This is a genomic window from Burkholderia sp. BCC1972 (assembly GCF_905339605.1).
Lineage (GTDB): Bacteria > Pseudomonadota > Gammaproteobacteria > Burkholderiales > Burkholderiaceae > Burkholderia.
Genome location: NZ_CAJPGH010000001.1, coordinates 650,673 through 676,036 on the forward strand (window position 1 = coordinate 650,673; position 25,364 = coordinate 676,036).

Below are 25,364 nucleotides of genomic sequence, written 5' to 3' on the forward strand. Positions count from 1 at the left end.
TGACACGTTCCCGCGTCACGCGAATGCCTCGTCGCGCAAACGGAACTGCGCGACCGCCGCGCTCAGTCGCGAACCCTGTTCATCGAGCGACAACGCCGCAGCCGCCGCCTCCTCGACCAGCGCCGCATTGCGTTGCATCGTCTGCTCCATCTGGATGACCGCTGCATTCACCTGCTCGATGCCTGACGACTGCTCCTCGAACGCGTTGCTGGTCTCGCCCATGATCGCGTTGACGCGTTCGACCGCGGCGACGAGCTCGCTCATCGCCGAGCCGGCCAGCGTGACGAGGCCGCTGCCGTCTTCGACACGCCGTGCGGCATTGCCGATCAGGTCGCGAATCTCCTTCGCCGCCGACGCGCAACGCTGCGCGAGCCCGCGCACCTCCGTCGCGACCACCGCGAACCCGCGTCCCTGCTCGCCTGCGCGCGCGGCTTCGACGGCCGCATTCAACGCGAGGATGTTGGTCTGGAACGCGATGCTTTCGATCGTGCCGACGATGCCGGAAATCCGCGCGGAGCTCGTCGAAATCGCGGACATCGTCTCGACGACGCGCTGCATCGCCTCGCCACCGCGCGACGCGATGCCGGCCGCCCCCTCGACATAAGTACGCGCATCGCGCGCGTTGTCCGCGTTCTGGCGCACGGCCGCCGTCAGCTGTTCGACGCTCGCGGCCGCCTGCTGCAGCGACACGGCCTGCTGCTCGGTGCGCGCGGACAGGTCGACGTTGCCGCTCGCGATCGTGCGGACGTCGCCGACGATCGTTTCGGTACTCGCGCGCACCTGGTTCACGGTGTCGACGAGGCCGTCCTGCATCCGCTTCAGCGCATTGAGCAGATAGGCCATTTCGTTTTCGCCCGCGATGACGACGGTGCCCGTCAGGTCGCCTTTCGAGATTTTCTCGAACTGGCCGACCGCGAGATTGATCGGTTCGATGATCGCCTTCGCGAGCACGCGCTGCGCAAAGAAACCGACGACGAGCGCCAGCCCGGCGACCGCCGCCATCCCCCACACGATCCGGTGGAAATGCACGCCGGCCGCATCGTAGCGGGCCTTCTGGCGCGCGACCTGGAACGATTCGAGCGCGTCGATCGCATCCTGGTAGGCGGCGAACAGCGCCGGCGGCGCGGTGCGCTGCGTATCGAGGAAATTGAACGCGTCGTCGCCGTCGAGCTGCGATAGCGCTTTCAGGAACACACGGTCGAGCAGCGCGCGGCGGTGGCGCTGCAGCGTGTCGAACAGCGCCTGCTCGTTCCCGTCGCGCGCATGCAGGCGCGTGTAGGCATCCAGTTCGTCATTGCTCTGCTTGAGGAGCGTATGGAGCTGCGCGGCGCCCTCCTTGCCCGACTGACCCGCGCTGATGATCTGCGCGACGTCGCTCATGCGTTCGCGCAACACGAGCATCCGCTCGGAGCTGGTCTTCAGGTGCAACAGCGACGCGGTGTCGTCGCGGTACATCGCCTCGAGCGAACCGTTGCCGGTGTAGAGCGCGGCAATGCCGGCGCCGACCACCAGCACGAGCAGCACGGTATAGCCGGCGATGGTCGCGATGAGTCCACCGCGGATGGTGAATTGTTTTCGCATGACGTTCCCTTGCGCGGGCCCGGTGCGGCCAGCGGCGGATGTGGATTCCGGATCACGAAAGACGGGCGCCGCATCGCAATACGCGGCGCGGGGGCTGCGAACGGGTTAACGGCGGGGGAAACGGCGAGGTTTTACTTGTACGCGACGTGAATCTTGACGATTGCGACAGATGGAGGCGATGCGCAAGCCGCATGCGGCTATCTGCCGCCGGCCAGCCTCGCCCTGATCTCGTCGGCCGACAGGTCGTACCGGTGCGTGGCAATCTGCCAGACGTTGCCCCACGGGTCCCTCACCATCGCGCGCCTGTCGCCGTACGGCAGGTCGGCGGGCGCTTCCAGCGAAACCGCCTGCGCCGCGATCGCCCGTCGATAAATCGAATCGGTATCCTCGACATACACGTACAGGAACGCCGGCATCGGCTCGCGCAGGCCGTCTGCGCCGCTGATCATCACGACGGAATCGCCGATGCGAATCTCGGCAGGCAAGCCGGCGCGAAATTCGCCGTGGGCGTCGAACACCGTCCGGACGAATGCGATCAGGTTTTGCGGATCCGGCACGACAATGCGCGGCGTGACGGTATGCCATCCATCGGGCTGGAATAGGGCCATGGTGCGCAACCTCCGATTCGGGTGTCAGCGGTATTGTGCTCCGCGCACCGGCGGTCTGCAAAGGAATGCGAAGGATTGCTCAAGTACCGCGCCCCCTTTCGCCGTTCGTCAAAGGCTGGCGTTCGACTCCAGCCACCGCGGTTCATAGGCGCCCAATGCGCGCGCCGGATGGAACCACGCGAGCGGCGCACCCTCGATCTCGAGCGGCGGGAGAAGCCGCGTGGCAGACCCCCATGACGTCGTTTCGACGTGCTCCGCGCGATCATGCTGCGTATCCGGAGCCACGACAACCACGTCGCTCATCGGCTCCGCACGCAACTGCAAGACGGCCGACGTACGCGCCAGCGAAGCACGAACTTCAGTGCCCACGCCGCCCTTCAGTCGCGCCGTCAATCCGCGTATGGCCGACGCCGCCATCAGGTAGCCCGTCGCATGGTCGATCGCCTGGACGGGCAGGTTCACCGGCTCGTCGCTACCCGTCACGCGCATGCCCGCGTCGGCGATTCCCGTGCTCATCTGGATGAGGCTGTCGAAGCCGCGCCGGCAACGCCACGCGCCGGTCCAGCCATATGCGTCGAGCGATACGTCGATGAGCGCGGGATTGAGCGCGCGCCGTTGCGCGGCATCGAGCCCGAGACGCGCAAGCGCGTCGGACCGGTAACCGTGCACGACGATATCCGCGTCGCGCAGCAACCGCTCGAGCGTCGCGAGATCCGCGGGCTGCTTCAGATCGAGCCGAGCGCAGCGCTTGCCCCGGACGACGTCGGGCACCGTGCCCGGCTCTTCCCAGCCATACGGATCGATGCGCAGCACGTCGGCGCCGAGGCCCGCCAGGAATCGCGTCGCGACGGGGCCGGCGAGTATGCGCGTCAGGTCGAGCACACGAATGCCGCGCAGCGGCCGGTTTCGCGACGGCTGCCAGTCGCGTGCCGCAACTGCCTGCGTGGTATGAACGTGCAGCAACGGTTCGGACGCAACGGCCTTGCCTTGCGGATGCGCGGCCCATTCCTGCCGCGAGTACATCACCGCCGCGCACCCGCCGCGTTCGACGATCGCGTCTTCGAGCGCATGGGCATCCCAGCGGCTGACCGCTCGCGCGACCGCCTGGGCGTCTGCGGCGCAGTCGAGCACCGTCAACGCGGCTTGCCGATGATGCGGCGCGTTGGTGTGCAACCGGATCCAGCGATCGCGCGCCCGATAGTTGCCGGCCACCGGATCCCATTGAGGCGGCAACGTCCATCCCGACGGGCGCAGCGAAATGCCGAACCACAGCGACGCCATGCGCCGGTCGACGTGAACCGCCGGCAATATGCCGCTCGACTCGCGCAGCAATTCGGCTACGGCCGCACCTGCCGCGCCGATTGCCGCACCGGCCAGGTCGGTCACGCGAAACGCCGACAGCAGTTCGCCCGTCCCGCTGAAGCTGCAATGCTCGAGACGTTGCGGCGCGCCGCCCAGCGCAGCCCAGAATTCCTGCAGATGACGCGGCATCAGCCCCTCGTCGGCCGCAGCCGCAACATGGGAAATTTGATCGACACGCATGTTCGCCTCGAATCGTTTGGGTGACGCAAAGATCGGCCTGCTCGCATTTATTGTCAACGTTGATTATCCTGATCAACCTGCCGAACGAATCGAGTCTCGCGCCATGTCGCCCTACCTGAATTCGACCGAAGCGGCCGCGAGGCTCGGCGTCTCGCGGCCGACGCTTTACGCTTACGTCAGCCGCGGCCTGCTGCGCGCGGAACCCTCCGGCCATCCGCGTGAAAGCCGTTACTTCGCAGCGGACGTCGACCGGCTCGCGGCCGAACGTGCGCGCGGCCGCAAACCGAAAGAAGTCGCGAAAGCCGCGCTGAACTGGGGCTCGCCCGTGCTCGAATCGAGCATCACGTTGATCGAGGGCGGCAGGCTTTTCTATCGCGGCGTGGACGCACTCGAGCTCGCCGGCCGCGCGAGTCTCGAGGAAGTCGCCGCGCTGCTGTGGCAATGCGACGAGCGGACTGCGTTCGGCCCTCGCGTCCCCCGCGCACCCGCGGTGTTGCGGACCCTGTTCAAACACTACGGCGATCAACGCGCGGAGCAAGCGCTCCTGTCGTTGTTCGCCGTCGCCACCGACGACGCGCCGACCGCAGCGTGGCAGCAATCGGCCGACAGCCAGGCGCAGGGCTGCGGCGACCTGGTACGGATCCTCGCGGCATGCCTGTTGCGCACCGGGTTCGATACGGCGCCCGTCCACGAGCAATGCGCGCGTGCATGGGGCGTCGGGCCGTCGGGTGCGGACCTCATCCGGATCGCGCTCGTCTTGTGCGCGGATCACGAACTGAACGCATCGAGCTTTACGGGCCGATGCGTGGCATCGACGAATGCGAGCTTGCGCGCGGTCGTGATCGGCGGCCTCGCCGCCCTGTCGGGCGGGCGGCACGGCGCCACCACCGCGCGTGTCGAAGCGATGTGGGATGAAATCGGCAACCGGGACGTCGAGCGAAAGATGCGCGAGCGTCTGCACCGAGGCGACGATCTGCCGGGGTTCGGACATTCGCTCTATCCCGGTGGCGACGTGCGCGCGGCAACCCTGCTGTCGCGCATCCTGCCGCGCCATCCGCAATGGAAAACAATGATCGATGCAGGTAGTTCGCTGGTTGGCCACAAGCCTTCGGTGGATCTCGCGCTCGTTGCGCTGCGCAGGCATTTGCGGCTTCCCGTTGGCGCCGCGTTCGGTTTGTTCGCGCTCGGCCGCTCGATCGGCTGGATCGCGCACGGGCTCGAGCAACGCGGACATCCCGAGTTGATCCGGCCTCGTGCGGTGTATACGGGCGTTCGACCAGACGGTGTCGATGCAGGCTCGGCGCAGCCGCGGTCACGCGGGAGGTCCGGAAAGCGGTCCGTGGCGCAGCATGCGGGGCCGGAAACCGACATACTTGCGACGTTTTTCAAAGCCCGTTAGCGTAGCGTGCAAGTGGTGTGCGAAGCGCGTATAAACCCTTCAACTCATGCGAACCTCCCTGTTATGCCAGAAGATTTCGAAGTTCACGGCCCGCACGATCATGCAGTAGAGCATCCCGCGGCGCATGGAGAAGACCACGGAGCGGCGCGCATCGCCGTGATGACGGCCGTCCTGGCCTGCATTGGCGCGATTTCCGCATACCAGAGCGGTGCGGACGAGAATTTCGCATTGCTGCACAAGAACGAGGCCGCGATCCAGAAAACCGAGGCGGCCAACCTGTGGGCCTATTACCAGGCAAAGGGCGAAAAGCAGAATCTGGCCGAGCTCGGCGCGGCCTTGAGCCAGGAAGCGTCGCCGCAACGAAAGCGTTTCGAAGCAGACGCGGCGCGATATCGCGAAGAGAAGGAGCCGATCCGCGCCCGCGCCGAAGCGCTCGAGCAGGAAGTCGTGAAGAGCAATGCTGCAAGCGAGGAGCGGCTACACCGGCACCATCGGTGGGCGCAGGCCACTACCATCATCCAGATCTCGATCGCGCTTGCTGCGATCACGATTCTCACGCGGCGGACATGGATGGCACGGCTGTCGATGGGTGCTGCCGCGATCGGTGTCGTCCTGGCAGGGCTGGCGTTCTTCGGTGTGTAAGGTCGAGCACGTGGCGGTATTGTCAGCCGCCGGTGGTTTTACGCTTGTGCGCTCCTTCGGAACAGGGGCATCGTCCGCTTCGGGCCGATCTGCGCCGGGCGTGCGTCACGGGGCAGCCGCCGGCCGCGCTCGGCCACGAACGGCCGTTCGACACAGCTTTTTAGATCGTCGACAATCGGTGCGGATAAGGGCGTAGCCTTTAGCGGTTACCGTCGATCAGATCGTTCAGCAGCGCATCGAACGCGGCCTGTGCGTCTTCAAGTTCCTGCAGGGCGGCATCAAAGGTTTGCAGCGCGAACGGCGAAGGCTCGCCGCTGCCTTGCGGCGGAAATTGCTTCTGCATCGAGGCGAACGTACTCTGCACGCGCAGCGTGGCGGCCACCATGCGCTCCATCGCCTCGGTTTCTTCGGCTCGGGCCTGTTCCGGATTCATTCCTCTCTCCTTGGATGGTTTTCTTGAAGACCAGATCGTACACGCTGTGTCCGTTCTTGCCGCCCTTGGCAGAACGACTCCGTTGAAGGTTCCAACGGCACGCTGCGGGAGAAGCGATTTAATCGGGAATGATTCCGCAGCCGCGCCGAGGCCAAGATACTCATCGAGCGTGGCTATAAAATCCCGCCGCAGATCGCAACGATTGGCCGCTTTGGATAAATCTGAAGGGCCGTTCTGGGTCGATCTGCGCCGGTCGCACGTTGCAGGGCGGCGGCAGGCCGTGGTCGGCCGGGAAATGACATTCAAGGGGGTATTCGGTTTTTTGAGGCCAGCCGGAACGGATCAACGGCCCACATTTCGCCCTCGCGGAGACGAGGCTGTGACTGAGCGAGCCACTCTTCGAGCGGCGTGAGACCGATGCCTGGTGAAACTGTGCCGCCGAACGACTCGGAGACAAACGGCGCGCTATCGCCAGGGCGGCGCACGATCTGAACAATGTGGGTGATTCCGCGAGCACGAGGATGGTTGCTCGCCCACGAAGGCTCTCCCATTTTCAGGCCAATGGTGGCGCAGCGCGGGAGACTGTGAGTCGTAATTTTGTCCCCTTCGAGGACAAAGTCCGTGCGAGTCGCGATCTCCTGAATGATCCTATCCGACCACACTTGAAGGGCTTTCACGTCACCAGAACCGAACACCGCGCGGCCTGCGGCCTCGTTCTCTGCTTGCATCGCCTTTGTCAGGAGCACCCTGGTCCACCCCGAGCAGTCGATGACCGGCGGGTCGGCGAATAGGCCTTCCGACTTCACGCCGCGCTGATATCCGACTCGACCTGTGTAAGTTTGCACGAGATCCCACATTGTCCTCTCGGCAGTCTCGAATTGCATAACATCTCCCCGTCACCGCGGTTCGTGCCTATTATCTTCGTCAGCGTCGTGCTAATCCAGTGGCTGCTATCGGGCGAGCGGAACGACCGCTCCGAGTCGTTTTGAGCCGCTGGTATCCGGCCAAATTCGGCCATTACAAGCAATTCATGACCAGCGCCCGCATTGGCGCTTACGAGCAGGCGTGACGCTCGCGCCGATAGGCGCGAAGCTTGTTCTGCGATCTACGGCGCCCGGTTGCTTTCATCGCGATGCTTGCAGTGCAGCAAAACGAGTACCCTGTCTCCCATGCGGCTCCGACGAGAATCGCACCCGACGGCTTGAGCCTCCGGTATGCCGCCTTCGCACGAGCGCAAACGTCGATGCCAAACGGCATGTCCGAGCGCGGCCCATGCGATCATGCGCCCTGACCAACATGAGAAATGGAATGACGACTACCTTCGACGAGGCGACAACGGCGGCGATCGCCGCGTTTGCCCAACTGGATTTCCACACGGCCGTGCAAGCGATGCGCGCCGAGGCCGACTACGACCACGAACGGGACCAGTGGATCTCGCGCTACATCGACGAGCATGGCGGCGGTGTGGACGATGCCGAATACGATGCCCTGCACGCGCAGGCCCAGGCAACCCCGGAATACGCGCAGTTCATCGATGCGGTTCGCCAGGAAATCCTGGAATACTTCGGCGTGACCGACGACCAACTGGACTGGATGGTCCTGCTGCGCGACGACGACAGCGATGAGCTTTGGGCGGAAGTCAATCGACAGCGGAACGCGCTGGGAACCGGGGAAGTGCGCGGAGATCTCTGATCCGTGCTTGCCGTCGGGGTCTCGGTCGATGGCGACTCCGCCGGCAAAAAGTGCGGCGCGAATGATCGGATAGTTGTGCGATCGATTCATGCGCATCGGAATGACGAACCGTCCGGGCGCGAACACGCCGGCAATACAGATTGCGTCAGCCGCCCTTCGGAAACACGCCCCTGCTCATCGCGTCGAGCTGCCGCACGATCTCCGCGCGCAGTTCGGTCGATACCTCGACGCTGTCGAGCAATTCCGAAATCCACAACCCGTCGGCCGCGAGCCGGCAGATCATCAGCGTCGCAGCCTGCTCGAGCGGCACGGGATCGGGCAGCGTCCATTCGCGCATCGGCACCGACCACCGCTCGCGCGTGTCCTGCTCGGTAATCATCGACGCGACGAGCACGCGCAGCACATCGGTACTCGCGGCCGGATTCGCCGCATCGAGCACCGCATGCAAATAGGCGCGCGCCGCCGCGCCGTCGCCGTTCGGATCCGCCGCCATTCGCGCGTCCATCTGCGCACCGAACCGCGCGGTCGCCTGCCCGAACAGCGCATCCAGCAGCCCCTGCTTGTTCGCGAAGTGATACTGCAATGCGCCTTTCGTCACGCCGGCACGCTCGGCCACCGCATCGAGCGTCAGCGCGGCCACGCCGTGATGTGTCGCGATTTCCGATGCAGCTGCCAGCAACTGCGCGCGCACCTGATCCGGCGCTTTTTTTCGCCGCACGCCGCCGGCGGCGACGGCCGGCGCCGATGATCCTTCGGACGCCCGTGCACCGGCCATTCCAGCCGGTTCGACAGGCGCGGACACGTCTTGCGGCGCGGGTTCGAGGCGTTTTTTCATGGTGCGGATGGTAGCACCCGGGCGTCTCGATATAAACATTCCGGCTGGATGGTATGATCCGCCGCATGAACAAATCCGCCCCCTCTCCCTGGTCCGCCCTCGACACCGCAATCGCCCGTGGACGCGATGCGCTCGTGCGTCTTCAGCAGCCGGACGGCAGCTGGTGTTTCGAACTCGAATCCGACGCGACGATCACCGCGGAATACATCCTGATGATGCATTTCATGGACAAGATCGACGACGATCGCCAGGAGAAGATGGCGCGTTACCTGCGCGCGAACCAGCGGCTCGACACGCACGGCGCGTGGGCGCTGTACGTCGACGGCGCAGCGGACGTGTCGTGCAGCGTGAAGGCGTATTTCGCGCTGAAGGCGGCCGGCGACAGCGAACACGCGCCGCACATGATCCGTGCGCGCGACGCGATCCTGAAGCTCGGCGGCGCGGCGCGCGCGAACGTATTCACGCGCATCCTGCTCGCGACGTTCGGCCAGGTGCCGTGGCGCGCGGCACCGTTCATGCCGATCGAATTCGTGCTGTTCCCGAAGTGGGTGCCGATCTCGATGTACAAGGTCGCGTACTGGGCGCGCACGACGATGGTGCCGCTGCTGGTGCTGTGCTCGCTGAAGGCGCGTGCGCGCAATCCCCGCAACATCTCGATCCGCGAGCTGTTCGTCACGCCGCCGGACGAGGAACGCCAGTACTTCCCGCCCGCGAGCGGCATGCGCAAGGTGTTCCTCGCGCTCGACCGCACGGTTCGGCATATCGAGCCGCTGATGCCGAAGCGCCTCCGGCAGCGCGCGATCCGGCATGCGGAAGCGTGGTGCGCGGAACGGATGAACGGCGAGGACGGCCTCGGCGGCATCTTCCCGCCGATCGTCTACAGCTACCAGATGATGCAGGTGCTCGGTTATCCGGACGACCATCCGCTGCGACGCGATTGCGAAAACGCGCTGGAGAAGCTGCTGGTCACGCGGCCGGACGGCAGCATGTATTGCCAGCCGTGCCTGTCGCCGGTGTGGGACACCGCATGGAGCACGATGGCGCTCGAGCAGGCGCGCGGCGTCGCGGCGCCGGAAGCCGGCGACCCGGACGGCGCGCTGCGCGAACTCGATGAACGCATCGCACGCGCATACGACTGGCTGGCCGTGCGCCAGGTCAACGACCTGCGCGGCGACTGGATCGAGAACGTGCCGGCCGACGTCGAGCCGGGCGGCTGGGCGTTCCAGTATGCGAACCCGTACTACCCCGACATCGACGACACCGCGGTCGTCACCGCGATGCTCGATCGCCGCGGCCGCACGCATCGCAACGCGGACGGCACGAACCCGCATGCGGCGCGCGTCGCACGCGCGCTCGACTGGATGCGCGGGCTGCAATCGCGCAACGGCGGCTTCGCGGCGTTCGATGCCGATTGCGACCGCATGTACCTGAACGCGATTCCGTTCGCCGATCACGGTGCGCTGCTCGATCCGCCGACCGAGGACGTGTCGGGCCGCGTGCTGCTGTGTTTCGGCGTGACGAAACGCGCGGAAGAACGCGCTTCGCTCGCGCGCTGCATCGACTACGTGAAGCGCACGCAGCAGCCCGACGGCAGCTGGTGGGGCCGCTGGGGCACGAACTACATCTACGGCACGTGGAGCGTGCTGGCCGGCCTCGCGCTCGCCGGCGAGGACAAGTCGCAGCCGTATATCGCGCGCGCGATCGACTGGCTGCGCGCCCGGCAGCATGCGGACGGCGGCTGGGGCGAAACGAACGACAGCTATATCGACCCGAAGCTGGGCGGCACGAACGGCGGCGAGAGCACGTCGAACTTCACCGCGTGGGCGCTGCTCGCGCAGATGGCGTTCGGCGACTACGAATCCGATTCGGTGAAACGCGGCATCGCGTATCTGCAGTCGGTGCAGCAGGACGACGGCTTCTGGTGGCACCGCTCGCACAATGCGCCCGGGTTCCCGCGCATCTTCTACCTGAAGTATCACGGCTATACCGCGTACTTCCCGTTGTGGGCGCTCGCGCGTTACCGGCGTCTGGCGGGTGCTGCGGCTGCGGCACCGGCCGCAGTGGAAGCAACCGACACCGCAGTCGCTTGATCGATCGCGCGCCGCGGTGCCCGAAGGCACCCGGCGCGGTCGTTACAGGATCCCCCTCCCCGCCGCATCACTCGCCCCCCCTTCTCCCTCATCGTCGCGAACGCATCGCGCAACGCTCGACGATCGACCGGCAGCGTCGCGACGATGGCCGGCGAGCGCGTCGCCGAGGCGCGATTTGGCGTGTCTTTGGGACTCGTGTGTTGCTCCAGGTTTGACAGGAAAGCGCCCCCAGTCCAGGTTGCACGAATAAGTCTGTTCGCGACATAATTCTCGAAACTTGAGTCCTCGAAGGTCTTATATGCTCGACATCCGCCAGCTTCAGTATTTCATTGCGGTCGCGGAAGAGGAACACGTCGGCCGTGCGGCCGAACGCCTGCACATCTCGCAATCGCCGCTCAGCCGGCAGATCGCGCAGCTCGAGGAAAAGCTCGGCCTGACGCTGTTCGAACGCAGCCAGCAGCGCATTCGTCTGACGCGTGACGGCCGCACGTTCCTCAGCGAAACGCATGCGTTCCTGCGCCATGCAAACCGGCTCGAATCGCTCGCGCGCCGGCTCGGTCGCGGCGACGAAGGCGGCCTCTGCATCGGCTACCTGGAAACGGCCACGCACTCGGGCGTGCTGCCACGCGCGCTCAAGGCACTGCGCGCCGATCGCCCAGCCGTTCACATCGCTTTGTACAACTATCAGTCTGCTGCGCAGCTCGAAGGCTTGCGCGAGCGCAGCCTCGACATCGCGCTGGTCACCGAGCCGCCCGCGCCGGACGATCCCGAACTCGATTCGACGATGGTGCTGAACGATCCGATGCTGCTCGCGATGCCCGACGGACACCCGCTCGCGAAGAAAAAGACGCTCGTCGCCGACGATCTCGCCGCGCAGGCATGGATCGGCGTCACGCAGCAGGAAAGCGCGCCGCGTCATGGCGCGTTCGTCGCGGCCTGTGCGAAGGCCGGCTTCTCGCCGGACATCTCGGTGGAAGCGACCGAGCCGCTCGCGGCGCTCGGGCTCGTCGCCGCCGGGCTCGGCGTGACGATGATCCAGCAGAGCCTGCGCCACCAGGTACCGGAAGGCGTCGTGCTGCGCGAACTGCCGTGGTTCAGCTACCGCACACCGCTGTGGGCCGCGTGGCACAAGGTCAACCTGCGGCCGCTGGTCGGCATCTTCCGCGAGATCCTGACCGGCGAGGAGATCGTCGCGACAACGGGAAAATGAAACCGTGAAAGCACGGGACGCCATCGCATCGCGGCGCCCCACGCATCGGTAGCGAGCGCGCCGATTGCTTCGCAAACCTGATCTTCCTCACGCCGCGCGCGACTTGCGATCGACACGCGGCACGAATGCGCCACACCGTCGCCGCGGGCCTGAGCCTGCGACGACGGCGTGGCGCGTGGTGGAAGTTGAATACGACCCCACTCCTGCTCGCACGAAGCGATACGCTGCCGTCAGGCCGCCGCGAACCGCTTCGCCAGTTCCGCGAGGCCGTCTTCGTAGATCCCGCGGAACAGCCGGACGGTGTCGTCGTCGGTCGCGCCGTGCGGCGTGAACGTGCCCGACCACTCGACGGTCGACGCGTTCGGACCGTTTTCGCGCACGCGCAGCGTGGAGCGATAGTTCACGACCGGGAACGGTGCTTCGAGGATCGCGTACGTGTAGCTGCGTGCCGCTTCGTCGAACGCGACCAGCCGCTCGACGATCGCCTCGCCGGCCGGGTTCGCGAGACGCCGCACGCGCCCGCCTTCGCTCAGCTCGCTGGCCGGAATGTACGACAGCCAGTCGGGCAGCGACCCGAAGCCGCCGATCAGTTGCCAGACGGCCCCGGCCGAAGCAGGGAGTTCGATGCCGGCATTTGCCTGTGCCATGTCATCACCTATCAGGATCAACGACCGGCCGGCAGCGGCGCACTGGCCGCAATCAGGCCTTGTTCACGCATCTCGCGCCAGAAGTCGGCCGGAATCGCCACGTTCAGCGCAGCCTGGTCTTCCGCGATCCGCTCCGGACGGCTCGCGCCCGGAATCACCGCGACGGTCGCCGGATGCGACATCGAGAACTGCAGCGCGGCGGCCTTGATCGGCACGTTGTAACGCGTGGCGATCGCCTTGATCCGCTCGACCTTCGCGAGGATTTCCGGCGACGCCTTCTGGTATTCGAAGTGCGTGCCGCCGGCGAGCACGCCCGAGCTGTACGGGCCGCCGACGACGATCCCGACGTTCTGCGCGGCAGCAGCCGGCATCACGCGTTGCAGCGCGCGCTCGTGATCGAGCAGCGTGTAGCGGCCGGCCAGCAGCATGCCGTCCGGTTGCGGTTCGGCAAGATCGAGCACCAGTTCGATCGGCTCGACGCGGTTTACGCCGAGGCCCCAGGCCTTGATCACGCCTTCTTCACGCAGCTTGCTCAGCACGCGGAATGCGCCCTTGCGCGCCACTTCGAATTGCGCGAGCCATTCGTCGCCGTAGAAGTCCTGAGCGATGTCGTGCACCCAGACGATGTCGAGGCGGTCGGTACGCAGGCGCTTCAGGCTGTCCTCGATCGAACGCAGCGTCGCGTCGGCCGTGTAGTCGTTGACGATACGGTTCGGCCGGCCGTATTCGAACAGGCCGCCCTTTTCGCCGAGATCGCGCGCCGTCACGTCTTCGATTTCGTCGAGGATCACGCGGCCGACCTTCGTGCTCAGGACATACTCGTCACGCGGGTGGTTCGCCAGCGCGTCGCCGAGGCGGATTTCCGCGAGGCCGGCACCATAGAACGGAGCTGAATCGAAATAACGGATGCCGTGTTGCCATGCCGCCTCGACGGTGGCCGCGGCTTCCGCGTCGGGAATGTTGCGGAACATGTTGCCGAGCGGGGCAGTACCGAAACCGAGGATCTTGTTACCGGGCAGCTTGTCTTTGAGACTCACGATTTTCTCCAGGGAATGAGGGAAAGCGAGTTCAGTCTATGGAGGCAGGTTAAGTCTGTCCAAGACGGAATTCGACACACTTGAGTCCCAGGAGGTCTGATCGGCCTGTTTGATGCCTGTCTCGCGCGGCGGCCCCGACACCCCGTTCAGACGAGACGCCCGTGCGGCAAGGATTTCGACCGAATCAGCACTTGATTCGTGATTCCAGATCAAAAGTCATTTGAGCCGGCGACCGTTTTTTCCCATGCTCGCAATCTTTCCTTCATCGAGGTCGATGCACCGACTTCACATCGCAACGGGCATCTCGTTGCGGATCCAGTCGAGCATCATGCCGTGCTTCGACCTGCACCTCCCATGCGGTGATGTGATCGGCCGCGTCAGACGAATCCCTCTTCGACCAGCGTACAGCCATTCGCGGTGATTTCGTGCCGCTGGCCCGAGCCGCCGACCACGCGGCTCCAGCTCGCCGACACGAGCATGGCCGCGTCGCCGTCCGCGTGCAGCGCGTAGCTGAAGCCGCCGTACATGCCCGGCACCGCGAACCACGTGCTTCGGGCCTGCGCGTCGAGTTCGAGCAGCGGTTCGAGTTCGGGCAGGCGCAGCGCGTCGACGCGCAGCTGCGAAATGCGGCCGAGGATCATGTCGTGGAAATGGCGCTGAATGGCGCGCAGCGTGTCGTCGGGTACGAAGCGTCGCGGCTGCGGCGTCAGCAACCCGACCAGATGCCGATGCCCGCGCCGCACGGCGATGTCGATCGCGCGGTCACGTCGTGCATCGCGCAGCAGGCGCCACGCACCGAGCCGCAGCAGTGCGGTGACGACCTCTTCCGGTGCACCGCCGTAAGCGGCCTGATGCAACGGCGCATAAAGCGACGTCCCGCCAGGCCGCGTGGCGTTGACGAGACCTGGCTGTTGCGTCACGAGGTCGAGCACCGTCGACCATTCGCCGTTGCGTGCCGCGTCGGCCAGCGCGTGCCGGCTCGCGATTTGCGCGTCGCCGAGCACGTCGGCGCCCGTGATGCCGTCCCATACGAGGCTCAAGCGGCGCTCCTCCTCATTGCGCGGTACGTGCGCATCATGGCGATCACGCATCGCCTCTCCGGGCCGACGACGCGTCGAGTGCATCATGATCGACGAGCAGATTCAGCAGCTGGCGGCGCGATTCGATGCCGAGCTTCGCGAACGCGCGCCGCGCGTAGGTATCGATCGACGACGGCCGGATGCCGAGTTCGTGCGCGATATCCTGCGTTTTTCGGCCGCGAATGAGCCGTGCGCATACCTCCGATTCGCGCGACGTCAGCTTGTCGAATACATCGTTCAGGCGCTGCGCGGTCCCGCCTTCCGGCGTGCGCGGCGCAGGCGCTTGCGCATCGGACGAACGGTCGCCGGCAATGCGCCGATGCGCGACCGCGAGCGGCAACACGATCAGCGCGACGTGCCGGACGACGCTCAGCTCCTTCAGCGAAAACGGCGGCAGCCGGCGCGCACGGCACACCGACAACGCATAGGTCAGCTCGTCCACACGATACGTGACGACGCATTCGTCGTGTATGTCCTCGGTGTCGTAGAACGCGCGCCGGATCTCGGGGTTCAACCGCAGCGTCGACAACTGCAGCAACTGCGTATCGCGTTCGCCGCGGATGCAGTCGAACGTCGTATCGACCTGCGCGAAATCGCGGTAATAGCGCGTCATCGTGCGCTCGATCTGGTCGGGATACGTACCGTAGCTGCCAATCCAGCCGACCCGGCGGTCGAGCAACGACTCGTCCTCGTAATCCAGATGAATGGAATCGCAATCGACGATGCGCGTCAGGTTCTCGAACACGATCGCGACGAAATCCGGCGATCCGATCGCACCGGCCACGGCCGACAGCGCGTCGGACATGAACACGAGCTGGTTCAACTGGATATCGATCGTCGCGGCTGCGTCTTGGTCGGTCATACGGTGCACGGGAGAACGGGACGATTATCGTTACCACGCCAAAAGTACGTTGCCAATTCTCTCGCGCCCGGTTCCGGTCCGCGCGGCCGCGCGGCTGTACGGATTTCATGGACAGACATCCGGCCGGCCGCCCCATACAGTCATCCCCGATATCCGGCGAGGCCCGTCGGCGCCTCGCAGGTTCGACGCGAACCGCCGCGCGCCTCGCTGTCCGACCCGCGGCGCGCATGCGCCACGCAGTGCGCCGCCTTCGTTCCGAAAGGGAGTGACCATGATCGTCCGCGTTTTTCGTCTCGCCTTCCCCGTTGCAATCGCAACCGTTGCGTGCTTCGCGCCGCTGTCGGTGTCGCCGGCCCGCGCGGCCGACACCGAGCTGAACGTCTACAACTGGTCCGAGTACATTGCGAAAACGACGATCCCGGACTTCCAGAAACAGACCGGCGTGCATGTGCGCTACGACGTCTACGACAGCGACGACACGCTGCAGTCGAAGCTGCTGGCCGGCAGTTCCGGCTACGACATCGTCGTGCCGACCTCGAACTACATGGCCAAGCAGATCCAGGCCGGCGTGTACCAGAAGCTCGACAAGACGAAACTGCCGAACCTCGCGAACCTCGATCCCGCGCTGATGAAGAAGATCGCCGAATCCGACCCGGGCAACCAGTACGGCGTGCCGTGGGCCTACGGCACGGACGGCGTCGGCTACAACGTGCAGGCGGTCAGGAAGGCGCTCGGCGACGGTGCGCCGCTCGACAGCTGGGCGCTGGTGTTCGATCCGGCCAACGTGTCGAAGCTGAAAAGCTGCGGCGTGTCGTTCCTCGATGCGCCGGACGACGTGTTCGCGGCCGCGCTCCAGTATCTCGGCAAGGATCCGAACAGCAAGAACCCGGCCGACTACCACGCGGCATTCGACATGCTGAAGAAGGTGCGCCCGTACATCACGCAGTTCAACTCGTCGGGCTACAACAACGATCTCGCGAACAACGACGTCTGTGTCGTGCTCGGCTGGTCGGGCGACGTCAGCGTCGCGCGCCGCGAAGCGGCGGCGGCGAAACGCGGCTACGAGATCCGCTACGCGAACCCGAAGGAAGGCGGCATCCTGTGGTTCGACGTAATGGCGATTCCGAAGGATGCGCCGCACCCGGAAGCTGCGCTGCAGTGGATCAACTACATCCAGGACCCGAAAGTCAACGCGAGCATCACCAACGAGATCTACTACCCGAGTGCGAACCAGGCGGCCCATCAGTACGTGACGCCGGCCGTCGCGCACGATCCGAACGTGTACCTGTCCGCCGACGTGCTCGACAGGATGACGCTGTCGAAGCCGCGTTCGGCCGACATCGCGAGGCTCGAGAACCGCCTGTGGCAGCAACTGAAAACCGGCAACTGACCGCGCCGCCCGCAACTGTGAAATCATGCGAACGCGCCGCCGGCGCGTTCATTTCCATTCGACGAAGGATGCCAGCCGTGCTCGACATTTCCACCATCACCGACGCACTCGCCCCGAGCGGCGAGCCCGTGCAATACCGCCTGCCGCCCGCGAAGCTGATTGCCGGCGACCCGCTGCAGGCGCTTACGCCCGGCTTCACGAGCCCGTGCGGCCGCTTCTCGACGGGCATCTGGGAGAGCACACCCGGCCGCTGGCACGTCGCGTACACCGAAGCCGAATACTGCGAGATCCTGGAAGGCACGTCCGTGATCGCCGATCGGGACGGCAACACGAAAACCGTGCGCGCCGGCGATCGCTTCACGATTCCGCCGGGCTTCAGCGGCACGTGGGAAGTCGTCGAACGCACGCGAAAAATCTTCGTCGCGTACGACGAGCATCCGCCCGAGTAAGCAGCGACGCCAGCGGAAACGTTACCGCTCGCCGCCGAGCGCGCCGAGAATCCCATACGCAGCCTTTACGCGGTCCTCGATCGGGAAGCTGCGGTTCGCGAGCATCACGATCGCGATCCGCTTCGACGGAACGAATGCGACATACGTGCTGAAGCCGTTGGTCGAGCCTGTCTTGTTGATCCACATGTCGGCGCTCGGCGCGAGCGGCGGCTTGATCGCGCTGGCCGGCGTCGCATTGAACAGCATCTTCGGTGCATTGCCCTCGAGCAGCGTCGGCAATGCAACCGGGTACGGATACTGTTCCCAGATCAGGTCCTGCGTCAGCGGCCCCGCGCGGAAATAGCCGGTGTGCGTGTGCTCGAGCGCGCGCTTGAGCCGCGGCGCCGTGTCGACCAGCCCCATGTTCGCCTGCACGAAGCGCAGCAGATCGGCCGCCGTCGTCCGCACGCCGTATGCCGGCTGCCACAGCATGCCGCCCTTCATGCGAATCGGTTTGCCGTCCTGCGTATAGCCCTGCGCGTAGTCGGCCTGGCGCCCGGCCGGCACGTCGATGTACGTATGCGTCATCCCGAGGGCGGGAAAGAGCCGCTGCTCCATCAGCGCCGCGAAGTCCTTGTGCATCGCCTTCGCGGTAAGCCACCCGAGCATCCCGATCGCGACGTTCGAATACGTGCGACAGGTGCCCGGCGCATACGCGGGCCGCCACGCATCGAGATAGCGGATCAGGTCAGCGTCGTCGCGGATGCTGTCCGGCACCTGCAGCGGCATGCCGCCGGGCGTGTGCGTGCCGAGCTGGAGCAGCGTGACGACGCCGAACGGCTTGCCCTGCAGTTCGGGCAGATACTTGGCGGCCGGGTCCGCCAGCGACAGCTCGCCGCCCTCCTGCGCATCCGCCGCGAGCGTCGCGGTCAGCGTCTTGCTGACCGAGCCGATCTCGAACAGCGTATCGCCGGTGACGGGCTTGCCGGTTTGCGTCGACATCACGCCGTAGTCGAACACGTGCGGCTTGCCGTCGGCGACGATGCCGATCGCCATGCCGGGAATCGCGTACTGCTTCATCAGCGGCGCGATGTGGCGGGTCACGGTGTCATGGAGGTCGTCCTGCGCGGCGGCAGCCGCGCGGCCGGCCGCGGCGGTGGCGCACGCGACGACGAGCAGCGTCGCGGCGAAGCGTGTCACGTTGAATCGCATGGTTGCGGTTCCTTTGGTATCGGATGGTTGCATGAGCAACAGGCCGGTACGGACCACACGACGATCGTGCTGGCCGGCCTGTCGAAGCAGGACTATCCGCTGCGGGCCGGCCGCCAACAATCGACGATATGTTACGCGAGCCTAAAGAAAATCTTATGAGATACGCGAGGCGCCGGATTGCATCGCCGCAATCGCGGGCCACCGACCGGTTTGCGCGGGAAAACCTGTCGGTTTTAACAGCATCGAATCCGGCGCCGAATGGCGCCGCATAAAAAATCCATGAAAAAGAGATAACTCTTGTCAGATTCGCCGACGCCGGCATGCCGCGCGATTGATTCACCCGCGCGGATCGCAGTAGACTCGCGAAAGCAAAAAATAAAACCCATCCTGAGAGAAACAATGAATCGCCACTCGTTGATCGCCCGCTCCCGCGTCGCTGGTTGCCGGCCGGTCGCGTGATTTTCACGCACCGACCAACCTGTATCGGGAAACCGCAACGCTGCCGCGCATCGCTCGCGCGCACGTCCGCGGCTTCGCCCGCCAGCCGAAAGCACCGCCGGGGTCTCACGCGCACTGCCCGCGCACGCCCCGCCTGACCGGAGAGTGACCTCGTGACAGAAACCGTGGCCGCGTCCGCCTATCGGCCGCGCGATGTCGTCAATGCACCCGACATCAAGGCGGCCATCGCGCGCCGCAGCGCCGAGCGCGGCGATCCGGCCGACATCCTCGCGTGGCTCGGCAACCACTTCTTCCGGTGGGTTGTCGGCGCGTTCGAGCAGGCGCAGCCGCTCGAGTCGCTCGCCGATTACCGCGCGCTCGCCGGCGCCGACCGGCCGGCGCCCGACTGGCTCGTGCGCCGGTTCCGCGCATCACCGGCATCCGGCACGGCGGTCGACGCGGCAGCGCCGCGGGCCGTCGAACCGGCGCCGCTCTACTTCATCGATCCCGAGCACATGCTGCTGATCGACCGCGAGCGCGTGCTGGTCGAATTCCTGCGCTCGCGCGCCGGCACGCGGCTCGCGCAGAAGCTGCAACGCATCACGTGCACGATGGCGCTCGACATGTGGGAGCGCGAGCATCAGCGGATGCAGGCGCGTCGCGACAAGGGCTGGGTGCCGAGCAGCGGCCTCGCGCTGCGCGAAGTGCTGCGCACGCCGAACGGGATCGTGTTCGAATTCATCGGCGAGCACGCGGCGCTGCGCGAGGAACTGGCCTACGAGTCGTTCTACATGCAGCACTGCCTCGGCCAGTTCGCGGATCGCCGCCGGCTGCGCGGCGGCTACGGCGAGCAGTACGCGCAGGCCGCGCAGGAAGGCCGGCTGCGCCTGTTCACGCTGCGCGGCGCGGGCAACCAGCCTCACGTGACGATCAGCCTGCAGGTGGCCGGCGACGGCCTGCGCATCGACCAGATCAAGGGCAAGCAGAACCGCCATCCGGTGCGCCGCTATGCGGACGACGTACGCCAGTTCCTGCGCGCGCTCGCGCCGCGCGGCGAGCGTCACCTCGATTGCGAAGGCATGGGGCTCGTGTTCGAGCCGGACGCGCCGGGCGCGGCCGTCGGCACGTGGACCTTCGTCACCGACGTGCGCTCGCCCGACCATCTGCTGAGCGTGATGAGCGAGAACTTCCACCTGATCGAGCATTTCCCGCAGCCGCCGGCCGTGCTGCAATGGCTGCTGCTGCGCAACGCGCCCTACGCGCTCGGCCAGCTCCGGCAAATCGACCCGGCCGTCGCGGCTGCCGCACGCCATGCGTTGCCGGCCGATGCACTGCCGGCCGCACGCGAATCGGATGCACCACCGGCAACGGCCGCTTTCGAAATCGAAGGCATCGCGATCGATCCCGCGCTGTGCGCGGCATTCGCGCTGCCTGCGCCGGCAGACGGGAGCGCATCATGCTGAAACTGCTGATCGGAATCGCCGTGCTGTGGCTCGCGTGGTACGTGTGGCGATCGTTTCGGGTCGCCGCGCGAATGGTGCGCGAAGTCGACGCCGATCAGGCCGCGGGGGCCGACGGCGCGGTAGCGGTGCGGCAGACCACGGCCGTCAGGCTCGCGCACTCGCTGGCCGACCAGGCGCCGCCGAATCGCCGCCGCTGGGCGCTGGCGCTCGCCGACATCCTGCTGATCCGCAACGGGCTGCGCTGCGATTGCGACGACCTCGTCTACACGCTGCCCGATGCCCAGCGCGAGAAACTCGCACTCCAGATGCGGCGCGAACTCGACCTGCCGGCCGACCTGCCCGAGTGGCAGATCGTGCAGCGCGTGCCGTCGATCCTCGCGGGCTGGATCCGCGGCGTCGGCCGCTCGCACGAAGGCTTCTACGAACAGCTCGCCGCCGTCGGCCGCGTGCGCGACGCGCTGGCGTTCGACTGCGCGCGCACCGCGTTCCTCGTGCGCTGCATCGCGCTGCTCGGCTGGGCATCCGAACAGCACGCGTGGGTCGTGCTGCTGCTCAACGCGCAGCGCGCGCAAGACAGCTTCGACAGCTGGGAAGACTTCGGGCTCGCGTATGCACGGGCGCGCCAGCACTGGCTGCGCGGCAGCGGCCAGGACGGCCCCGCGTCGTCGCGCGCCACGCAGGAAGTGCGCGAACACCTGCGCAATCCGTCCGGAAACTGGCTTTCGCTGCCGTGGAAGCGCTACCGCATCTTCGATCCCCAACCCGTTTCGTCATGACCGCCGACACCGACATGTCCTCCGTTCCCGCCGACCTGATCCCGCCCGCGAAGTCCCGATGGTTCATCTGCGACATCGACACGCTGCTGCGCGCGGGCGAGTTTGCCGCGCTCGACGCGCAGCTCGACGCCGCGCTCGCCGCCAGCTTCGCCGACCGCACGGCCGAAGCGCTGTACGTCGACGCGCTGCCGGCCGACCTGCAGCCGTGCATCGACGCCGGCGCGGACGGCCTCGCACGGCTGCGCGCCTGGCAAGCCGCGAACCCGCGCTCCGCGCACGCGTGGCTGTGCGAAGCGCATTACTGGCACCACTGGGCCTACGAATACCGCGGTTCCGGCTGGGCCGAGACCGTGACCGAAGCCGGCTGGATCTGCGCGCATGCGTGCGCCGCGATGACGATCGTCGCCGCGTTACGCGCGCTGGTGCTCGCGCCGACGATGTGGAGCGCGCCGAAGGTGATCTTCACGAGCGTATCGTCGTTCGGCGAGCCCGAGTGGCTCACGCAGCTCGTCCGCGAGCGCCGCTGGCCCGTCACCGAGCTGCACCTGAACGTCGGCGCAGAAGACGAAGCCACGCGCGCCGACGTGCAGCGCATGCTTGCGCGCTCGGGATTGAATCCCGACGTGCCGGTCGCGTGCCCGGCGGAATTTCCCGACGCGCTGCCGGGCCCCGTGCAGGGCAAGAAGCTGCGCAAGGAAAAGTGGTACTGGATGGAAGCGACGCTGCACATCCACCGGAGCCTGTTCTTCCCGATGCGCACGTTCATCTGGTACATGCAGCCGCGCTGGGGCGGCTCGCACGACCACATCCGCGCGTTCGTCGATTCCGATGCATGCGCGCACCTCGATGCGGTGGAGAAGGACAGGCTGCGCCACGAGATCTGGCGCGACGACTACGCCGGCAATACGCTCGATTCGGAAGACGACGAAGACGACGCGCGCCGTGCGATGGCCGCGACGCTCGCACGCGCGCAGGCCGCGCTGCATCCGTATCACCGCTGGGAGACGCTGCACTGGCTCGCGCACAGCCACTTCATGCGCAGCGAATACGAACAGGCCTATGCGCGCCTGCAGGAAGCCGAACGCAATCAGCCGATCGACGACAACCACGCGATGGCGATGGGCGTGCGCCTCGTGCTCGATCTCGATCCGCAAGGCACGTGGCTGACCCGCGCGATCGAACGCGCGTCGGATGTGCGCGCATGCACGGCGGCGATGATCCTGCGCGGTTACGCACACCGTACCGGCACGTTCGGCTTCGCGCGTGACGAGACACGCGGCGCCGCCTGGCTCGCGGCCGCGCGCGAGAACGAGCCCGGCTCGCTCGCGTGGAACCAGCTCGCGTCCGCGATGCGCGACGAAGGCCGCCGCCCGGCCGACGCGGTCGCGCTGTGCGAGCTCGGCTACGAGGCGGGCGGCGATTCGTGCGACTACCTGCTCGGATGCTTCTACGACGAAGGCATGCACGTCACGCAGGACCTGTACCGCGCCGCCCACTACTACCGCGAGTCGATGGCGGACGACGGCAACATGGCCGCGTACAAGCTCGGGTATGCGTACTTTCACATCGCGGGGGCCAGCAAGGACGCGGCCGAACGGATGCGCATGCAGGTCGAGGCGGTCGAGGCCGCGCGCAAGGCACACGAAATGGGCCATAGCCAAGGCCTCGAAACGATGCTGATGTTCATCGCCGACGTCGACGATCTCCCGTCGCGCCATCGATATGTCGACGAACTGCGGCGCCATGCGGAAGGCGGCCATCCGACCGCCATGGCCGCGCTGTCGTCGATCCTGGCCGACAGCGAGGACAAGTCGCTCTACAACTATCGCGAAAGCGTGCGCTGGATCATGGGTGCCCAGGCGATTGCGCCGGACGACGCCTACGTGCGCAACATCACGCGCCTGCGCCACGAGGACGGCATGCTCGGCAAGTTGCTGTACAAGCTGCACCGCAAGCAGATCAAGGCGCACGAGATTCCGGGCGCCGACAACGTGATGGTGTGAACGAAGTGCGGATCGAACGCGCGCGCCCGGCAACGCGCCGCGCGTGCCGTCCGCGCGTCACCCCGGCAGCCGGTCGAGAAACGCCAGCATCGCCGCGTTGAATCGCGCGGGGCGCTGCAGCGGCGCGAAATGGCTCACGCCGGGCAGGATCGTCAGCGTTGCACCGGGAATCGTGCGCGCCAGATACGCGGCATGCTCGGGCCGGATGAATTCATCATGCTCGCCCTGCACGATCGTCACCGGCACCGCGATCGCCGCGAGATCCTGCTCGCTGTAATCCGGCTGCGTGCGCATCATTTCGCTGACGGCCGCGACGAACGCGTCGAACTGGTCGGGTGTCGCGGACAGCTGCGCATAGTCCTTGCGATGCCGTGCGAAGCAACGGTCGATCAGCGGGCCCGGCACCATCTCCTTCGTGCCGCTCGGGTCCATGTTGCACGCGAAGAAGAACACGCCGGCCACGCGTTCCGGTGCGCGGGCCGCCAGCACGAGCGCGATGCACGCGCCGTCGCTCCAGCCGACGAAGCGCGCGCGATCGACGTGCAGCGCATCGAGCACCGCGAGCACGTCCGACGCCATGCGTTCGTAGGAATAGGGTTGCGCGTCGCGCGTGCTGCGGCCGTGGCCGCGGCTGTCGATCAGGATCGCGCGGTAGCCGGCCGCGAGCAGCGCCGGCACCTGGTTGCCCCAGTTGCCGCCGTGGCCGAGGCCGCCGTGCAGCAGCACGACCGGCGGGCCATGGCCGAACGACGCGTGCCAGATGCGCGCGCCGTCGTGTTCCAGCCAGCCTTCGGCATCGGCCGGCGGCAGCGGCGTGCCGCCGTGGGCGTCGAAGCGGACGAGTTCGTCGTCGTCGAGTTCCGCATGCATCGTTCTGCCATCCTTTCGAATGAGACGAGCTGCGATTGTAATGCGTACGGGCGACGCAGCCGTGACGGCTGCGCCGCGCGAAACCGTCAGGCCTGCGTCGACACCAGCCCGCCCGACGACGGGTTGCCCGACTTCTGGAGCGCCGCCGCGAGCTGCGAGATCGCCGTCGACAGCGCCGCCGAGATCGAGCTGGCTTCCGCGCCCAGCGTCTGCTGCTCGATGACGGCGGACGGATCGTCCTTCGCGCGCCGGGCCGCGTCCGCCATCTGCCGTTCCAGTGTCGCGAGCTGTTTCTGCAGCCGCTCGACCAATGCCTTCAACTGGGCGACGGCCGGGTCCTCCGCCGACGCGGCACCCGCCGCGCCAAGCGTTTCGCCGGTGTCGCCGGCCGCCTGGGTGCCGTTGGTCTTGCTCGTGCCCGACGCGCCGGTGCTGCCCGTGGCAGACGTCGTGCCGTCGGTGGACGAGGTTGCGGCCGGGGCGGCCGCCGGGTTTGCGGTTGCGCCGCTGTCGGCCAGCGAGGCGCGCGCGGTCGTGGAGAAATCGATCTGCATCGTGTCGGTCCGTGGGTCGGTATACGAATCGTGACGGGGCGGGAAAGCCTTCCAACTCGTTTACGGCATTCGTCACACGAAACTTGAGTACCGCGATCGGACGAATGCTTCGCAAATCGCCCCGTTCCGGTCGCGAAAGGGCCAGATTCGCGCCGCGGCAGCGCTGGTAAAATCGCGAATTCGCCGGCCGGAATCGCGCGCCGACCGCCTTCGGGCGCCTACGCGCAACGTCGCCGGTATCGACTCCCGCCCTGTCCGGCGCCGCATGCTACGCGTGCCGACGCCGCAATCGCAGCGCAGCGGGTCGCCTTTTCCGTCCGCCTTCGTGACCCGCTCGCCGGTTCGAGCGGCGAACGCCATGCGGCGCGCGCTTCATTCATCACGCATTCGAGGAACACACGATGGCCCGCATCGGCGCCTTCTGCATCACGACGTGGCTTGCCGCCGCGATTCTCTACTTTGGCCAGCACTCCGTCGCAATGATCGCGCTCAGCGGTGTCGTCGTGTTCGGCGGGTTCGATCTGCTGCGTCCGTAATGCCCGGTCAGCGCCCCGTAAATCCGGGCGCCGCATG

Annotated in this window: 24 protein-coding genes; 11 read left to right on the top strand and 13 right to left on the bottom strand. The window is 66.5% G+C overall.

Annotated elements, in window-relative coordinates; all coding sequences use genetic code 11:
• Positions 1-15 precede the first annotated feature (15 nt).
• The 3 genes from U5798_RS02915 to U5798_RS02925 form a co-directional block, all read right to left on the bottom strand.
• Positions 16-1,581, bottom strand: a complete 1,566-nt coding sequence (locus U5798_RS02915) for a methyl-accepting chemotaxis protein (protein WP_322081112.1) — start codon at positions 1,579-1,581, stop codon at positions 16-18.
• Between the two features lie 197 nt (positions 1,582-1,778).
• Positions 1,779-2,189, bottom strand: a complete 411-nt coding sequence (locus U5798_RS02920) for a VOC family protein (RefSeq protein WP_322081210.1) — start codon at positions 2,187-2,189, stop codon at positions 1,779-1,781.
• A gap of 108 nt (positions 2,190-2,297) precedes the next feature.
• The gene (locus U5798_RS02925; protein ID WP_322081113.1) at positions 2,298-3,731 is read right to left on the bottom strand and encodes a CoA transferase; all 1,434 of its coding nucleotides are present in this window, start codon (positions 3,729-3,731) and stop codon (positions 2,298-2,300) included.
• Between the two features lie 103 nt (positions 3,732-3,834).
• Here U5798_RS02925 and U5798_RS02930 point away from each other — a divergent pair, with 103 nt between their 5' ends.
• Both U5798_RS02930 and U5798_RS02935 read left to right on the top strand, forming a co-directional pair.
• The gene (locus U5798_RS02930; RefSeq protein WP_322081211.1) at positions 3,835-5,130 is read left to right on the top strand and encodes a citrate synthase family protein; all 1,296 of its coding nucleotides are present in this window, start codon (positions 3,835-3,837) and stop codon (positions 5,128-5,130) included.
• A 63-nt stretch (positions 5,131-5,193) separates the two neighbouring features.
• Positions 5,194-5,772 carry a DUF4337 domain-containing protein gene (locus tag U5798_RS02935; RefSeq protein WP_124448683.1) on the top strand — a complete coding sequence of 193 codons (579 nt, stop codon included), beginning with the start codon at positions 5,194-5,196 and terminating at the stop codon, positions 5,770-5,772.
• Between the two features lie 199 nt (positions 5,773-5,971).
• Here the strand turns inward: U5798_RS02935 and U5798_RS02940 are convergent, their stop codons facing one another.
• Together U5798_RS02940 and U5798_RS02945 are read right to left on the bottom strand one after the other, a co-directional pair.
• Positions 5,972-6,205, bottom strand: a complete 234-nt coding sequence (locus U5798_RS02940; RefSeq protein WP_006487081.1) for a hypothetical protein — start codon at positions 6,203-6,205, stop codon at positions 5,972-5,974.
• Between the two features lie 302 nt (positions 6,206-6,507).
• Complete coding sequence (locus tag U5798_RS02945) at positions 6,508-7,062, bottom strand: hypothetical protein (protein ID WP_124448685.1); 555 nt, start codon at positions 7,060-7,062, stop codon at positions 6,508-6,510.
• A 451-nt stretch (positions 7,063-7,513) separates the two neighbouring features.
• On the opposite strand from U5798_RS02945, the gene U5798_RS02950 reads away from it, so the two are divergent.
• Entirely contained in the window at positions 7,514-7,897 is a 384-nt protein-coding gene (locus U5798_RS02950; protein WP_124448687.1) for an ATP-dependent protease, read from the top strand.
• A 145-nt stretch (positions 7,898-8,042) separates the two neighbouring features.
• On the opposite strand, the gene U5798_RS02955 is transcribed toward U5798_RS02950, so the two are convergent.
• Positions 8,043-8,732: a TetR/AcrR family transcriptional regulator gene (locus U5798_RS02955; RefSeq protein ID WP_322081114.1), complete on the bottom strand. Its 690-nt coding sequence runs from the start codon at positions 8,730-8,732 to the stop codon at positions 8,043-8,045.
• Between the two features lie 53 nt (positions 8,733-8,785).
• On the opposite strand from U5798_RS02955, the gene shc reads away from it, so the two are divergent.
• Together shc and U5798_RS02965 are read left to right on the top strand one after the other, a co-directional pair.
• Positions 8,786-10,822, top strand: coding sequence for a squalene--hopene cyclase (gene shc / locus U5798_RS02960; RefSeq protein WP_322081115.1), 2,037 nt, complete (start codon positions 8,786-8,788; stop codon positions 10,820-10,822).
• Between the two features lie 298 nt (positions 10,823-11,120).
• Positions 11,121-12,032 (top strand): LysR family transcriptional regulator, encoded by a 912-nt coding sequence (locus tag U5798_RS02965; protein ID WP_124448693.1) that lies wholly within the window; start codon positions 11,121-11,123, stop codon positions 12,030-12,032.
• 230 nt (positions 12,033-12,262) lie between these two features.
• On the opposite strand, the gene U5798_RS02970 is transcribed toward U5798_RS02965, so the two are convergent.
• The 4 genes from U5798_RS02970 to U5798_RS02985 form a co-directional block, all read right to left on the bottom strand.
• Positions 12,263-12,679 (bottom strand): SRPBCC family protein, encoded by a 417-nt coding sequence (locus U5798_RS02970; RefSeq protein ID WP_322081116.1) that lies wholly within the window; start codon positions 12,677-12,679, stop codon positions 12,263-12,265.
• 17 nt (positions 12,680-12,696) lie between these two features.
• On the bottom strand, positions 12,697-13,716 hold the full coding sequence (locus tag U5798_RS02975; RefSeq protein ID WP_124448697.1) for an aldo/keto reductase: 1,020 nt from the start codon (positions 13,714-13,716) through the stop codon (positions 12,697-12,699).
• Between the two features lie 377 nt (positions 13,717-14,093).
• Positions 14,094-14,807 carry an ankyrin repeat domain-containing protein gene (locus U5798_RS02980; RefSeq protein ID WP_260434815.1) on the bottom strand — a complete coding sequence of 238 codons (714 nt, stop codon included), beginning with the start codon at positions 14,805-14,807 and terminating at the stop codon, positions 14,094-14,096.
• Complete coding sequence (locus U5798_RS02985; protein WP_322081117.1) at positions 14,800-15,657, bottom strand: helix-turn-helix transcriptional regulator; 858 nt, start codon at positions 15,655-15,657, stop codon at positions 14,800-14,802. The genes U5798_RS02980 and U5798_RS02985 overlap by 8 nt, the downstream gene beginning before the upstream one ends.
• Positions 15,658-15,928: 271 nt before the next feature.
• On the opposite strand from U5798_RS02985, the gene U5798_RS02990 reads away from it, so the two are divergent.
• Together U5798_RS02990 and U5798_RS02995 are read left to right on the top strand one after the other, a co-directional pair.
• Positions 15,929-17,047: a polyamine ABC transporter substrate-binding protein gene (locus U5798_RS02990; protein WP_124448701.1), complete on the top strand. Its 1,119-nt coding sequence runs from the start codon at positions 15,929-15,931 to the stop codon at positions 17,045-17,047.
• A 77-nt stretch (positions 17,048-17,124) separates the two neighbouring features.
• Positions 17,125-17,496 (top strand): cupin domain-containing protein, encoded by a 372-nt coding sequence (locus U5798_RS02995; RefSeq protein WP_415859482.1) that lies wholly within the window; start codon positions 17,125-17,127, stop codon positions 17,494-17,496.
• A gap of 21 nt (positions 17,497-17,517) precedes the next feature.
• Here U5798_RS02995 and ampC read toward each other — a convergent pair whose 3' ends face one another.
• Positions 17,518-18,687, bottom strand: coding sequence for a class C beta-lactamase (gene ampC / locus U5798_RS03000; protein ID WP_322081119.1), 1,170 nt, complete (start codon positions 18,685-18,687; stop codon positions 17,518-17,520).
• A gap of 611 nt (positions 18,688-19,298) precedes the next feature.
• Here ampC and U5798_RS03005 point away from each other — a divergent pair.
• Genes U5798_RS03005 through U5798_RS03015 form a run of 3 tightly spaced genes read left to right on the top strand, consistent with a single transcriptional unit; the run spans position 19,299 to position 23,367 of the window.
• Positions 19,299-20,588, top strand: coding sequence for a hypothetical protein (locus tag U5798_RS03005; protein WP_322081120.1), 1,290 nt, complete (start codon positions 19,299-19,301; stop codon positions 20,586-20,588).
• On the top strand, positions 20,582-21,364 hold the full coding sequence (locus tag U5798_RS03010) for a DUF1266 domain-containing protein (RefSeq protein WP_322081121.1): 783 nt from the start codon (positions 20,582-20,584) through the stop codon (positions 21,362-21,364). Before U5798_RS03005 ends, U5798_RS03010 begins: the two co-directional genes overlap by 7 nt.
• A 14-nt stretch (positions 21,365-21,378) precedes the next feature.
• Positions 21,379-23,367: a DUF4034 domain-containing protein gene (locus U5798_RS03015; RefSeq protein WP_322081122.1), complete on the top strand. Its 1,989-nt coding sequence runs from the start codon at positions 21,379-21,381 to the stop codon at positions 23,365-23,367.
• Between the two features lie 57 nt (positions 23,368-23,424).
• On the opposite strand, the gene U5798_RS03020 is transcribed toward U5798_RS03015, so the two are convergent.
• Positions 23,425-24,237, bottom strand: a complete 813-nt coding sequence (locus tag U5798_RS03020; RefSeq protein ID WP_322081123.1) for an alpha/beta hydrolase — start codon at positions 24,235-24,237, stop codon at positions 23,425-23,427.
• Positions 24,238-24,323: 86 nt separating this feature from the next.
• Entirely contained in the window at positions 24,324-24,791 is a 468-nt protein-coding gene (locus tag U5798_RS03025) for a hypothetical protein (RefSeq protein WP_322081124.1), read from the bottom strand.
• Positions 24,792-25,192: 401 nt separating this feature from the next.
• Here U5798_RS03025 and U5798_RS03030 point away from each other — a divergent pair, with 401 nt between their 5' ends.
• Positions 25,193-25,327 (top strand): hypothetical protein, encoded by a 135-nt coding sequence (locus U5798_RS03030; RefSeq protein ID WP_006405345.1) that lies wholly within the window; start codon positions 25,193-25,195, stop codon positions 25,325-25,327.
• Positions 25,328-25,364: the final 37 nt, after the last annotated feature.